The following is a 14,617-nucleotide window of genomic DNA, read 5'->3' as shown; positions in this document are numbered from 1 at the left end:
TTTTGAATTTATTATTCTTCAAGTAACTTATTAATAACTCCTTCTGTTGTATATTCATCAGAAACTGAATACTTTATTCCATTTTTGTCTAATTCTTTGCCAGTTATAGGTCCTATTGAAATAACATCCTTCTCTTTTATTGAATCTAACCCTACTAACTCAATCATATTTCTTACAGTAGAAGGACTTGTAAATATTACAGTGTCTGTATCCTCAAAACAGCTTTTATCAATTAATTTACCAGTTACTGTTTCATATGTATAACATTCATCTACCAAGCATCCTACTTCCTTTAATACCTCTGCAAGATAAGGTCTTGCTTGTTTTGATCTTGGCAAGAATATCTTATCTCCAGGTTTAACAAAATTCTTCATTTTATCAAACAAGCTCTCTGCTACAAATTTTTCTGCTACTATTTTAGGAATAATTCCCCTCTCCTTAAGTGCTTTTTCTGTAGCAGGTCCTATAGCTGCAAAAACTCCCTTTATATTTCTCACATCGTAGTTGTTATCAACTAACATATTAAAGAAGCTAGTTACTCCATTAACACTTGTAAAAATTATGTAATCATATTCTGGAAGCTTATCTAGGTATCCACACATGTTTTCTGATGTGAATTCTATTTTAATTGAGTTTATTTCTGTAACTTGAGCTCCTAAATCTATTAACTTTTCTCTCATCTCAGCAGACTGTTCTTTTGAGCGCGTGATACATATATTTCTTCCAAATAGAGGCTTTTTCTCATACCAATTTAATTCATCATTAAATTTAACTACATCGCCTACTACTATAATACATGGTGAATATAGACCTGCTTCTACTGCCTTTTCTTTTATGTCACTTAAAGTAGCTATTACTTTTCTCTGTTTGGCAGTAGTTCCTCTCATCACTACTCCACAAGGAGTATCCTTACTCATGCCATTCTTTATTAAATTTTCTGCTATCACTCCTAGGCTTTCGAAACCCATTAAGAATATAAGGGTTCCTCCAACATGTGCTGCAGCATTCCAATCTATGTTTAACTTTTCAGCACTTTTTCCTGTAAACACATGAAAACTTTGTGCTATTTTTCTATGAGTTACAGGTATTCCACCGTAATTTAAAACAGATATTGGAGAAGTGATTCCTGGTATAACTTCAAACTCTATATCATCTTCTATAAGTCTTAGTGCTTCTTCTCCACCTCTTCCAAATATGTAAGGGTCTCCACCTTTAATTCTACCTACTGTATGGCCTTCTTTAGCTAACTTGGCTAACATCTCATTTATTTCATCTTGTGTTTTATAATGACAACCTGGTTCTTTTCCACAATAATATATTTTACAATCATCATTTAAATATTTTAGTACACCTGTTCCTGATAATCTGTCGTACATTACTGCTGTACACTCTTTTAGTTTTCTAACAGCCTTTAAAGTTATTAATTCCTCATCTCCAGGACCTGCTCCAATAAGATAAACTTTACCCAATTCTAGTTCCCCCTATGCATTTAGTATTTTTTTAGCTAATTGTTCACCAAGTTCTTTGTAATTTTCTTTGTTACCACTTATATCTTTTTTAACTAATTTATCTCCTACTTGATATATTCCAATAATATTCATTAAACTTCCTGCAAGCTCTGCATAGGCTCCTATGGTCGAATGGCAATCTCCATTTAATGTTCTCATAAAGCTTCTTTCTGCTTCGACACATATTCTAGTTTCTTCACAGTCAAGCTTTTTAAATACATCTCCATTTATTCCATTCTTCTTTACTTCAATTCCTAAAGCCCCCTGACCTACTGCAGGGATTATACCATCAACAGCAAAGTAATCTGTAATTATATTTTCCATATCCAATCTTTTAAGGCCTGCAGCGGCAAGTATTATACCATCAAGATTTTCTCTTTCTATTTTATCTATTCTAGTTTGTACATTGCCCCTTATAGGTACTATTTCAAGATCTGGCCTTAACAATTTTACTTGTGCTGCTCTTCTATTGCTGCTTGTGCCAACCCTTGCTCCCTTTCTAAGTTCTGTGAAATGTATTCCATTCATGGCTACAAAAACATCTCTGACGTCTTCCCTTGCAGGAATTGCTGCTATCTCGAACATTTCTGGTACTTCAAAAGGTACATCTTTCATACTGTGAACAGCAGCATCTGCTTCATCTTCAAAAAGAGCCATTTCAATTTCCTTAACAAAAAGCCCTTTTCCTCCTATTTTATTTAATGCTACATCAAGTCTTTTGTCTCCAATTGTCTCTATTAAAAGTTTTTCACTTTCTACGTTGTATTCTTCCTTCAAAATTTTCATTATACTCTCTGTTTGAACTTGAGCTAATTTACTTCTACGTGTTGCAATTTTAAGCTTCAATATTTACCCCACCTTTTTATTTTGTTATTCCTTAAACAGTTCTACATCTGGATAAAACATTTTTAATATAAGTTCTCCTAACCCTATTTCATAAAAAAACAAGAAGTCATCAGAACATATAAATCCCATTATTTCATTCTTATTTTTTAGTTCTTTAGCCTTATTTCTAATTAAGGCTGTAAATGATATAAAATTATCATATTTTTCTAGTTTATCTTTTATTTTATTAGCTAAAAAAACTGAAGTTTTAGGGCTTATATCATTTGTATTGATTCCAAAGCTTGTGCTTTTAGTACTTCTTTGGCATGCCATGATACATAAACCTTCTTTTGGATTGGTGCAATCTATATATAACTTACTAAGCTCATCACAATCTTTTCTAACCTTTTTATTTACCTCTTCACAGTTAGTAGCAATCGCTATGATATGTTTGTCTTTTATATAAAGTTTTTTATATTCTTCCTTTATAAGCTTTAAATTAGAATAATGCTCTAGTTCCTCAAATTCTGGTAAAAATTCTTTTGAAACTACTGATACGCTGCTGCACCCTCTTTGAATAAAGGTTTTAGCTTTAATTAAAGCAGCTCTACCTCCACCTACTATAAGAAGATTAATTTTGTGAGATATTAGAGAAATCATTGTATGATCTATTCCACTACATAAAATATCCTCTTTATTATCTTCATACAATCATCTACACGCCCCTTCAATTGTTCCTCTTTTAATACATCTATAGCTCTGTTTACAAAAGCATCTGATGTACTTTTCAAAAGTGTTTCTGCTAACTTATCTGCATCCTTTGTATTCATTTTATTTTTAAAGGTTTTAAATCTATTTCTGTAAACTCTTTCTCCACATTTTTTTAATTCAACTATTTCTGAGGAAATATCCTGTATTTTTTGCCATTCAGTAAATTCACCAATATATTTATTTACGATAAACCTATTACCGTCCATTATTTCCTTTCTTCTTTTTCTATTTTCATCATCAATAGAACTCACTTTATCAATATCATATACCGACACATTGTTCATATCACTAACTTCTTCTTCAACATCCCTTGGTACTGCTAAATCAAATATAAGAAGAGATTTATTTTTAGGTAAATTACTCTTTCTTATCACGCAGTGGGGTGCCGATGTACATGATATTATGGAATGGACATCATCATAATAATTAATTCTATCGTCAAAGGATATAACTTTAACTCTTTTGTCTTCTATATCTACAACCTTAGGATTTCTAACCGCTATGTAAAGTGTTTCAAAGGAGCCTGATAAAATATATTTAGCTGTTAACTTACCAACTTCTCCAAATCCTAAAAGCATAAACCTACTAGCTCCATGCTTTCTACTTTCACTAACTGCTATCGATGAAGATGAGACAGGTATTTTATAAAGACTTGATTTTGTTCTAAATTCTTTTCCACAAGTTATAGCTGACTGAAAAAGTCTTTGCAAGTCTTTATTAATAGACTTAACTTTAAGTGCTGTTTCATAGGCATCCTTCACCTGACCTAAAATTTGATCTTCGCCTAGAATTAGAGATTGAAAACCACATACTACATCCATAATATGTCTTACAACTTTTTCTCCTTTATAATGAAAAGTATATCCGACTAAATCCTTACTCCAATTTAATGTCTCAAATATATTCATTATCATGCTTTCATCATAATTTTTAGAGTTGAAATATATTTCAGTTCTATTACAGGTGCTTATTATAACTACTTCATCACAAATTTTTTTCAAGTTTTCCAAATTATTTTCACATCGTTTTTGTATTATAGAAAACTTTTCTCTTATCTCTAATTTAACGTCACTTTTCAAACCTATAAGTTGTATCATTTTACCATCTCCATAAAATCTATCTTAATTAAATATTTACTAAATTTAAAATTTCTAAACATACGTTAACTTTTAATGCTGTTCTAGATTATGTGTTTCTTATTCTCCCATTAAAATACTTTCGCCTATCAATTCTCATAACATCTCTTTAAAGATTCAAGTCTTTCAAAGTTTCTATAAATATCTCGTTATGTCTTCGATTTTTAATTGCAAACCTTGTATAATTTTTATCTAAACCTTTAAAGTTATCACATTTTCTTATTACTATTCCTTGTTTTAAGCATAATTTGTATAATTCATCACAGTTTGTTTTTTTAAGCTTACATAGAACAAAATTGCCATATGTATCATACACCTTTTCAATAAAATCTATCTTCTTTAATTCAGAAAGCATAAATTCTCTTTCTGTTTCAATCCAATTTAAAGAGTTATTTATATATTCCTCATCTTTTAATGAATATTTTGCTGCCACCTCTGCAAAACAATTTACATTCCATGGATTTTGTTTTTCTTCTATTTTCTTTATTAGGTCTTTATCTGAGGTTACTCCATATCCAAATCTTATACCTGGCATAGCATAAAACTTAGTTAAGGCCTTTATTATAAATAAACATTTATATTTTTCTGTTTCTTTTAGCAAACTGCAGCCTCTTTTTCCTGTAAACTCGATAAAAGCTTCATCAATAATAATCTTCTTATTACTTTTTTCACAATAATCCATGATTTCTTTAAATTTATCTTTGTCTATTATAGTTCCATTAGGATTATTAGGATTTGCTATAATTAATGCATCTGATTCCTTTATCTTCAAAAATATGTCATCGTAATTATAACTCATATTTTCGTCTAAAAGTGAATAATTTATATCACACTTCCACTTTAAAGCACTTTTTTCATATTCGATAAAAGAAGGCACTATCAAAGAAACTCTCTTGAAGCAACTTACTGCCAAATCTATAACTTCTGCCGCCCCATTTCCTAAAACTATATTCTCTTCACTCATTTTTTGTTCTTCAAAATTCAAATCGCTTTCTCTGCTGCTTCTAAAATAATTCTTGCTAAATTCTATGTACTCTATAATATAATTCTTAAGGGTTCTATACTTTATATCCGGATACATTTCCATGTTCTCTAAGGCTTCACCTATGTGATTTTTAAAGCTTTCCGGAACACCAAGTGGATTTATATTAGAACTAAAATCAATTAGTTTCTTTCCCTTAAGAAGTCCCTCCGTATAAATGTCTCCTCCATGCTCCAACATCATCACTTCCTACAAATTTATTTTCACATTTACTAAATTAATTAAATTTTAGTTATTAAAACACTTAAGGCTAAGGCATATAAAATAATCATAAGGGCTTCTGCGCCATACATAAGCTTTATACATTCATCTATATGCTTAAAGCTTAACTCCACATTCTTATCTCCAATAGTAGGCTTGTATACAACTTCTCCAAAATAAACATTTGTACCTCCTAGCTGTATTCTCATAGCCCCTGCTGCAGCCCCTTCTGGATAAGCACAGTTAGGACTTTTGTGATTTTTTCTGTCTCTTATCATTATTCTAAAGCTTTCAACCGGACTTCCTTTTACTACAAAAGCAACTATGCAAATAAGTATTCCTGCAACTCTTGCTGGTATAAAGTTAAAAACATCGTCAACTTTTGCTGGAAAAAAACCAATATATCTATATTTCTCATTCATATATCCAAGCATTGAGTCCATTGTATTTATTCCTTTATACATCATAGCTAGAGGAGCTCCTCCAATAATTGCATAGAATAAAGGAGCTATTACTCCATCCGCAGCATTCTCTGCTACAGTCTCTACGTCTGCTCTTATTATTTCTTTATCGCTTAAACTTTTAGTATCCCTTCCAACTATATAAGAAAGTTTAACTCTAGCATCTTCCAAGTCATTATTTTTTAATGCATAATATACCTTTTTAGCTTCTCCACTCAAACATTTAGCCGCAAGTGTTGTCCATATTATGATTATATTCAGACAATGATACAGCCATATAACATGCTTAGCTGCAGTCAGTATTAGAAAAGGGATAGTAAAACTTATTAATGCAACTGTTATTACAATAAACCCACCAAACATCTTAATGCCAGCATTAGTTCTACATAACTTTCTTCCCTTTTTTTCTAAAAAGGATATAAACTTACCTATGTAAATAACTGGATGAGGAAACCAGTAAGGATCACCAATTATCCAATCTATCATTATAGCTATGACTATATCTATAAGGTTTGTCATAAGGAAAGATGTTAACAAAATAGCTCACCTCAAATTTTTTATTTCTTTAGACCCATTATTTCATAGATTTTATTAATATCTAGGTTTTGTCTAACAATATCTGCAAGTTTATCTAATTCTTTTTCTCTAAGACTTTCATAAGTATTTGATTTTTTAGTAGTCATTCCTTTTTGTTCTCTTATTTTATTTAGAATGTACTCTCTAAAATCTACTCCATCAAAAATTCCATGTATATAAGTTCCCATAATATTACCCTTTTTGTTTATGGCACCATCATCTATTAAAACCTTTTCACCATTTTTGTCGGTAATTCTAAATAGAGGTTTTGCATTTTCTCCATATTTACATATTCCCATATGGATTTCATATCCATAAACATTTAATTTTCTATTTTCCTTATCACTTTCATTTGTATGTATGCCAAAGCATTCTATACTTTCAGCATTTATTCTAGTAGTTATTTTTTCTTGTTCAAAGACAGTTTCTATGTCTAAAAGTCCCATACCTTCTGTTTCTTTTACATCTGTTTCTACTTCATAAGGATCTTGCAGCATTTTTCCAAGAATTTGATATCCTCCGCATATTCCAATAACTAGTCCAGTTTCACTATACTCTCTTATAACATTTTCCAAACCAGATTCTCTTATTCTGATTAAATCCTCAATAGTATTTTTGCTTCCTGGAATAATAACAAGGTCAGGATTTCCAAATTCCTCCGTACAAGTTACAAATCTTACTGAAACGTCCTCTTCACTTTTCAATGCATCCAAATCTGTAAAGTTTGATATATGAGGCAATTTGATTACGGCAATATCAATTGGTGCTGTAACTTTAGTATTAAATTCAACAGCTCCATCTTCATCCTCTAATGCCAAAGTGAAATGAGGAACTACACCAATGCACGGAACCTTTATAATATCTTCAAGCATAGTAAGTCCTGGTTTTAATATATCAACATCTCCTCTAAACTTATTTATTATTGTTCCTTTAACTCTGTTTTTCTCTTCTTCTGTAAATAAAAGCATAGTACCTGCAAGAGATGCAAAAACCCCTCCTTTATCTATATCTCCAGCTATGATTACAGGAGCATCTACTATTTCAGCCATTCCCATATTCACTATATCTCTATCTCTCAAGTTTATTTCCGCTGGACTTCCTGCACCCTCCATAACTATTATGTCAAAGCTTTTTTCCATATTTTCGAATTGCTCTTTCAACATATCCCTAAATTCTAATTTCATATTATGATATTCCATGGCTGTACTGTTGCCATAAACCTTGCCATTAACTATAATTTGACATTTTTTATCTGAGGTTGGTTTTAAAAGTATCGGATTCATATATGCTTCTGGTTGAAGTCCTGCGGCATAAGCTTGAAGTACTTGTGCTCTCCCCATTTCTTTACCATCCAAAGTTATATATGAATTTAAAGACATATTTTGAGATTTAAAAGGACAAACTGAGTATCCATCCTGCTTAAAAATTCTACATAAAGCTGTTACCAGTATGCTTTTTCCAACTGATGAACCAGTTCCTTGAATCATTATTTTTGCCATAACAATATATCCCCCTTCATATGTTACCAAAATTTAGTCTATAATTATTTGCCTTAAAATTTTTTATTATAAAAATTTAAGCAGTAAACTTGCAAAGTTTACTGCTTTTAACATAAAAAACCGGCTTACGCCGGAAGTAATCATATCAAAAGTACTTTCCCTCCGAAAGTTTATACTACTTATATTTAGGCAGGTCTCCTGGCTCATGAATCATCCTCCCCTTTGCCTTCCCCTCATAGAAAGTGGCATTTCAAAGGTTCGTCATCAATTACAGTAGCGGGGGCTGCTGTGGAATTTAACCACATTCCCTTTTCACCTTCTTTTAAAAAGGCACCTAAAAGTGTAATATTGATTTTAATTCTAGTTTATTATAGCCTCATATATATGTCAACAATATATATTCTTATTAGACAGCCATGTAAAGTTACAAAAATAAGTTGTTCAGCTTCTGATGCGTGTTTTCTTACTCTATTTAGTCTACATTAATGTTGTATTTTCATCATTTTATATTATTTTCTACCAAAAAACTATTATCGTTAATTACGACATCGTAATTATCATCTCGTATAATGATATGATTTTCTGAAAATACTAAAACCCTTTTAAAAATACCTTCTACATATTCAAAATCATGAGTTGAACAAATTATGGTTTTCCCACTAGCATTAAGCTTGATCATAAGTTCCCTTAAAAACTTTTTACCTTTTGGATCTATTGCATTCATTGGCTCGTCCAAAATTAAAACCTCAGGATTTAATGCAAGTACTGCTGCTATGGCAACTCTCTTTTTCTCTCCTCCACTTAAGTTATACGGCTCCCTATCTTTAAGGTCTTCAATATCTAATAGTCTTAAACAGTCACAGACTCTTTTATCTACTTCCTGTTCATCCATTCCCATTTGTCTTGGCCCGAAAGCTATTTCTTCATATACGTTTGAGCAAAACAGCTGTGCATCAGAGTTTTGAAATACGAAGCCAACTTTTTTATGAAACAGTTTACAAAAGCTGCTATTTTCTAGCTTTACTTTGTTAATTTCCTCATTGTTAAAAAAGTACTTTCCTTGGGTGGAAAATATTATTCCATTTAAAAGCTTTAAGAAAGTAGATTTACCACTTCCATTAGGACCTATTAATGCAACCGCTTCTCCCTCTTCAATATTAACATTTACATTTTTTAAAACTTCTACATCTTTGTATTTAAACCCTACATCTTTAATTTGAATCATAAAATCACATCCTAGCAAAATAAAAATATGACAATATAATAGTTAAGTTAGCTATACAGTATATTAAATCTTTAAAACTAAACTTGAATCTTCTATAAGCTGAGTATTCTCCTGTAAATCCTCTACATTCCATAGCAGAGTACATTTCGTCACCCATTTCCTTGGATTTTAAAAAAAGGTTCCCCATTATCTTAGTTATAGACGAGTATTTGTTAGCATTTTTACCAACAGATCTAATTCTTAAAGCATAAAACATTTCTAAGGAAAATTCACCCAGAATATATATATATTTTATTGTAATATCAAAAACCAGTATAAATACATCTGGTATAAAAAAAAGCTTTAATGCTCTGGTTATGTCGTGCCATTTTGTCGTATAAGATAGTATATTAACAATAATTATAGTTCCAATAACTTTTAAAATTAACAACATACTATTTCGTACATTTCCCATCATTATTGAGGGAATAAGCATAACTAAAGTGAAGATAGGAACGATTGCACTTATAGACAGAACCCTTTTTATATCTTCCACATCCAGTAAGCTTAAAATTAATAAAAAATAAACATCTGCTAAAAGTACATAGACAAAATTTTTCGACATGGATAAAAATATTATATTTAAAATTGTAAATATAAGTTTTACTGCACTATTAATACTATACATAAAGCTAGTGTTGATCTTAGAATTTCTTTTTATTAAAGATAAAACATGCAATATAGCAAATATGCTTTTGTCTATAAACCTATCCTTATCCTTTTGTGGTATATAATCATCCTTATTAAAGAGCCATTCTTCCATAATTTACACCTACACATCCTCTTATAATTGTGCCTAGTTTATTTTTAAATTAGTACATTGAAAATTTTTCAAAAATATAATAATTTCATAGAAGTATTTAAAAATAACCTCATGTTAAAAATATATCATAGACCAATATTTATTTCAATTAGTTTGTACTTTTGTTTAATGCATAAGTAGATTTTATGTCAACTTCGTGGATAATTAATACATATATGTAATTAAGTTTTAAAACTATATATTCTAGGAGGATTTTAAAGTTTTTCGTAGAATATATGTAAATAGCTAACAATTTATACTCATACGGGGGTGAGTAAGATGCTTGATTCGTGCCATTCCTCTTTTACTAAAAATAATAACAAAAATTTTTATATGAATTGCAATAGTGATATGTTTGAAAATATTATTGAATCCGTTCCTATTGGAATTGTGATTCTAGATAAAAATTATAAAATTATACTTTGGAACTCTATTCAAGAATCAATGACTGGTATAAAAAATAAGGATGTTATTGAAAAAAACTTTTTTGATGAATTTCCTAGTTTATTTTATAGTATAAATGATAGATTAAAAAATATATTTTTGTCTAATGAAACAATATTTTTAAATTACTTTCCTTTTTATACTGATAGTTCATATTATAAGATAAAATATTTTAATATTAAAATTAATGTTTTAAACAAACCGGATGGATTTCAAGGTATACTTTTTTCAGTAGAGGACTGTACCAAACTAGAAAGTATCGAAAGTAATTTACATGAGAATAAAGAAACACTAAGGGCTGTATTTGACTCTACTATAGAAGGAATTTTGGTTTTGGATAACCATGGGAACGTAATAAATTATAATAAACGTTTGAAAAAAATCATGGGATTTTCTGGTGATCCAATTGACAAGGAAGAGTTACTTGATCTTATTCTAAATGGAATAGAAAAACCAGAACTTACAAAAGATAAAATTAATATCATTCTAAAAGCTAAGAAAAAATTTTTTAATATACTTGAACTTAAAAACGGTAAACTAATTGAATGTTTATCTAATCCTCTAGTAAAAAACAATTTGATAATTGGACGTATATATAGTTTTCGAGATATAACCAAGCAAAAATCAGATGAGAAATTATTAAAAGAAAGTGAAAATTATTACAGAAAACTTATAGAACTACTTCCTGTTAGTATTTTTCTACACTCAGATGATAAAATAATTTTTGCAAATAAAGCTACTGTAAAGTTATTAGGTTTTAGTTCTACATCTGAACTTTTAGGTAAGAATTTATTTGATTTTATTAGTCCTGATTTTCATGAAATAGCCAAAAACAGGGCTAAACTAGTACAAAAATATAAGCAATTTGCTCCTTTAATTGAGGAAAAGCTTGTGAAAAAAGATGGGTCTATTGTAACTGTACAAGTGGTTAGCGGAATTTTCCCTTATAAAGGAATTATGGCTTCGCTTGCAGTGGTTCAGGATATAAGTGAAAGCAAAAGAGCCGCTTTATTGCAGGAAAAAATCAGAGAAAATGATAGACTTCTTAGAGAAGCAAGGGAATTTGATAAACTTAAAACAGAATTTTTTGCAAATATTTCTCACGAACTAAGAACTCCGCTGAATGTGATTTTGAGCGCTCTTCAGCTGCTAAATCCTTCCAGTAATATAGAGTTAACAGAAGAAAAATCGGTAATATATTTGAATACAATGAAGCAAAACTGTTTTAGATTACTAAGGCTTGTTAGTAATCTAATTGATATAACAAAAATGGACTCTGGCTACTTTGAAATACATCCTTCAAATCATAACATAGTAAGAGTAGTAGAGGATATTACTATGTCAGTAGCTGAGTATATTGAGAATAAATCTATAAGTCTTATATTTGACACTGATGTTGAAGAGAGATTTATTTCGTGTGATCCTGATAAAATAGAAAGAATTATGCTAAATCTTATATCAAACTCTGTTAAGTTTACCAATCCTGGTGGACAGATTTTCGTGAATATTAAAGATAGCAAGGATAAGATAAAAATATCTGTAAAAGATACTGGAATTGGTATTCCAGAAAATAAACTTTCTATGATATTTGAAAGATTTAGGCAGGTAGATAAGTCTCTTACACGAAATCATGAAGGGAGCGGCATAGGTCTATCCTTAGTCAAATCTTTAGTCGAGCTTCATGGTGGTAAAATTTCTGTAGAAAGTATCTATGGAAAAGGAACTGAATTTACAATAGAACTGCCAGTAGTTCTTACCGATGATTGCATTACAGATGTTGAAAATATAAGTACACCAGAAGATTATGTTGAAAGAATAAACATAGAGTTTTCTGATATATACTCATAAAGAATGGGAATCCAAATTGGATTCCCTATAAATTTTATTTGAGAATATATATACAAACGTAAGTATAACTACCAAGGTTATCAATATTGAAATTATGCTGCACATTATAATTAACATTTTTACCATCTAAATCATCTCAGGATAAAGGCTAAATATTATTTAATCCACCAAACATATACCAAGGACCTATTCCTAGTGCAGTTCCATTTTTCTGTTCTTCTAGTAAAAAGTCCCTTATGTTTTTCTCTGAAACTAATATTACTTCTATTTCCTCTTCTGATTCTAATTGCTGCACTGGATTTTTATTTCCTTCTAAATTTTCATCTACTTGTATATTTACTAACCGAACAGTATCTGAAATCAATGCTGCATTAGAATATAGCTCGGGGCTAATATTTTTTATAGTCCCTATGTATCCAGTTTCCTCTTTCAGTTCTCTTAAGGCCTCTTCTTCTAAGCTTTCTTCTTCTATTAAACCTGCCGGAAAACCTAATATATAATTATTTATCGCCGGTCTATATTGTTTTATGAATACATATCTATTAGATGGAATAAGTTTAGCTGCAATAACTACAGTTTTACTAGTATTAGTTCTTTCTATACTCTCCCATCTTACTTCCTCTCCATTTTTCGCCTTATATAATGTTTCCTTTAATGATATCCATTTGCCTTTGTATAAAATTCTTTCTTTTATATCTTTCAATTATGTACCTCCATTAATTATAAGAATCCAAAGTTTAAATTTCAAAATTCACTATGTAACTAAAATAACTATTTTATCCTATAATATTTAAAATTTTGTTCAATTAGTATTCACTAAAATTATAGCATAATACTCGACTAAAAAAAGTACTCTCCTATCCTATAAATCAATTTTATAAAATTTAAAGAAGCTGTTACATTTATAGATAAACCAGACACTTAACTTATACTCCGGGCGATGTTTCCAATCTTCAGCATGATAAAAACTTTTTATAGTGATGAATCTTGGAAACATGTCTCGGAGTGTAAATCTACTTTCTGCAGTAGATACATATAAATTCAACAGCCTCTTTAACATTATATAATAAGTATTTATGAGCTTGATGATGCCGCTGCAGCAGAACATGCTGCACATGCTGTGATCACAGCAGCCTGTTCTTGTGCAATTATAATAGCTGTAATACTATTTGCTAAAGCTACTTCAATTACACCTTTTTTCATTTCATCCACATAAAAATCAGAAACTAAATTAGCTGAAAGTATAGTTCTTGTAGACTTCTCCAAACTTAACATTCCATGTCCTTTTTGTTCATAAATGTAATCACTAACTTCTTTTATGTATCTAACCATTTGATCTTCATCTGATGAGATAAGAGTTAAGACTCCCAAGGTTGCCAATCCACTATTTTTAGGCTTACATTTTTCATCTATAAGTTTATTATATAATCTATTTGCCTTTAAGCATTTTTCTTCAACAGCTTCCTCTCCTAAGGCCATAATATGAGATAAATTTTGCAGGTCATTACCTTTCCAAAATCCTTCTTTATTTAAAGCATTATAACACTCTTCCACTTTTTCCATAGTTCCTTGTACATCTAAATCTGTAGTAGCTAACACCGCTGCAAAAACATAATCATCTTTAGAAGTTAACCAAAAATGATTTTCTTTCATCTTATCATAGAATTCATTCATTCTCCGAATTTTGCAATTCCATTGTTCTCTAGGTACAGACTTTACTATTGTATAGCTTGCTAATGGTAAATATGTACTCTTTTTAAAACCTTCTTGTCTCATTTTTTCATGAACTTCTAGCATGTTTTTAAAAAAGCTTTTATAATCTTCTTCAAGACACAAAAGGGTAGCTATGATTAATTCATTAGTTCCCCTACAGTCAGATGTCCATCCTGTTTCTTCTTTTATATATTTCTTTATCTCTTTAATCCTATCTATATCTACTTTTTTACCTCTTGTCGCATGCATCATAGCACAAAAGTGTTTTAACAATCCCATATCCCATATAAAATTCCTTTTAAGTTCATTATAATTTTCAACCATTAAATCAACTTTTAACTTCAATTCTGAATTCATAATATTTTCCTCCACCCTCATAAACTAATTTATTCTTATACTTACTTTTGATATTATTTTATTTTCTTGATATATTTATATTTTAAAATAAAATACACAAAAAAACTAAAGAAAAACTTAAGAAAATCTTAAGTTTTCTATATTGTAGACTAAGTAGTATTGTGAAGACT

General features: G+C 30.0%; 12 protein-coding genes and 1 riboswitch. Of the genes, 1 reads left to right on the top strand and 11 read right to left on the bottom strand.

What is annotated here, in order from left to right; all coding sequences use genetic code 11:
• Positions 1 to 11 precede the first annotated feature (11 nt).
• From cobA to I6U48_RS20240, 9 genes are all read right to left on the bottom strand, one after another.
• Positions 12 to 1,469 carry a uroporphyrinogen-III C-methyltransferase gene (cobA, locus tag I6U48_RS20280; protein ID WP_218322299.1) on the bottom strand — a complete coding sequence of 486 codons (1,458 nt, stop codon included), beginning with the start codon at positions 1,467 to 1,469 and terminating at the stop codon, positions 12 to 14.
• 12 nt (positions 1,470 to 1,481) lie between these two features.
• On the bottom strand, positions 1,482 to 2,354 hold the full coding sequence (hemC, locus tag I6U48_RS20275; RefSeq protein ID WP_218322298.1) for a hydroxymethylbilane synthase: 873 nt from the start codon (positions 2,352 to 2,354) through the stop codon (positions 1,482 to 1,484).
• 24 nt (positions 2,355 to 2,378) lie between these two features.
• Positions 2,379 to 3,044: an NAD(P)-dependent oxidoreductase gene (locus tag I6U48_RS20270; protein ID WP_218322297.1), complete on the bottom strand. Its 666-nt coding sequence runs from the start codon at positions 3,042 to 3,044 to the stop codon at positions 2,379 to 2,381.
• Positions 3,002 to 4,201, bottom strand: coding sequence for a glutamyl-tRNA reductase (gene hemA / locus I6U48_RS20265; RefSeq protein WP_218322296.1), 1,200 nt, complete (start codon positions 4,199 to 4,201; stop codon positions 3,002 to 3,004). Before hemA ends, I6U48_RS20270 begins: the two co-directional genes overlap by 43 nt.
• A 148-nt stretch (positions 4,202 to 4,349) precedes the next feature.
• Complete coding sequence (locus I6U48_RS20260) at positions 4,350 to 5,462, bottom strand: pyridoxal phosphate-dependent aminotransferase (RefSeq protein ID WP_218322295.1); 1,113 nt, start codon at positions 5,460 to 5,462, stop codon at positions 4,350 to 4,352.
• 41 nt (positions 5,463 to 5,503) lie between these two features.
• Positions 5,504 to 6,463 carry an adenosylcobinamide-phosphate synthase CbiB gene (gene cbiB, locus I6U48_RS20255; protein ID WP_218322321.1) on the bottom strand — a complete coding sequence of 320 codons (960 nt, stop codon included), beginning with the start codon at positions 6,461 to 6,463 and terminating at the stop codon, positions 5,504 to 5,506.
• A gap of 38 nt (positions 6,464 to 6,501) precedes the next feature.
• Positions 6,502 to 8,019 carry a cobyric acid synthase gene (locus I6U48_RS20250; protein ID WP_218322294.1) on the bottom strand — a complete coding sequence of 506 codons (1,518 nt, stop codon included), beginning with the start codon at positions 8,017 to 8,019 and terminating at the stop codon, positions 6,502 to 6,504.
• A gap of 171 nt (positions 8,020 to 8,190) precedes the next feature.
• Positions 8,191 to 8,372: riboswitch (cobalamin riboswitch) on the bottom strand.
• Between the two features lie 146 nt (positions 8,373 to 8,518).
• Complete coding sequence (locus I6U48_RS20245) at positions 8,519 to 9,244, bottom strand: energy-coupling factor ABC transporter ATP-binding protein (RefSeq protein WP_218322293.1); 726 nt, start codon at positions 9,242 to 9,244, stop codon at positions 8,519 to 8,521.
• A 4-nt stretch (positions 9,245 to 9,248) separates the two neighbouring features.
• Positions 9,249 to 10,046: an energy-coupling factor transporter transmembrane component T family protein gene (locus tag I6U48_RS20240; protein ID WP_218322292.1), complete on the bottom strand. Its 798-nt coding sequence runs from the start codon at positions 10,044 to 10,046 to the stop codon at positions 9,249 to 9,251.
• Between the two features lie 318 nt (positions 10,047 to 10,364).
• Between I6U48_RS20240 and I6U48_RS20235 the strand changes: the two genes are divergently transcribed.
• Entirely contained in the window at positions 10,365 to 12,377 is a 2,013-nt protein-coding gene (locus tag I6U48_RS20235) for a sensor histidine kinase (protein WP_218322291.1), read from the top strand.
• 148 nt (positions 12,378 to 12,525) lie between these two features.
• Here I6U48_RS20235 and I6U48_RS20230 read toward each other — a convergent pair whose 3' ends face one another.
• The gene (locus I6U48_RS20230) at positions 12,526 to 13,080 is read right to left on the bottom strand and encodes an NUDIX domain-containing protein (RefSeq protein WP_218322290.1); all 555 of its coding nucleotides are present in this window, start codon (positions 13,078 to 13,080) and stop codon (positions 12,526 to 12,528) included.
• Between the two features lie 371 nt (positions 13,081 to 13,451).
• Positions 13,452 to 14,447 carry a DUF4003 domain-containing protein gene (locus I6U48_RS20225; RefSeq protein WP_218322289.1) on the bottom strand — a complete coding sequence of 332 codons (996 nt, stop codon included), beginning with the start codon at positions 14,445 to 14,447 and terminating at the stop codon, positions 13,452 to 13,454.
• Between the last annotated feature and the right edge of the window lie 170 nt (positions 14,448 to 14,617).

This window comes from Clostridium thailandense (assembly GCF_019207025.1).
In the GTDB taxonomy this organism is placed as follows: domain Bacteria; phylum Bacillota; class Clostridia; order Clostridiales; family Clostridiaceae; genus Clostridium_AM; species Clostridium_AM thailandense.
Note: the sequence above shows the minus strand (reverse complement) of the source record. Positions and strands in the feature narration are given on the sequence as shown.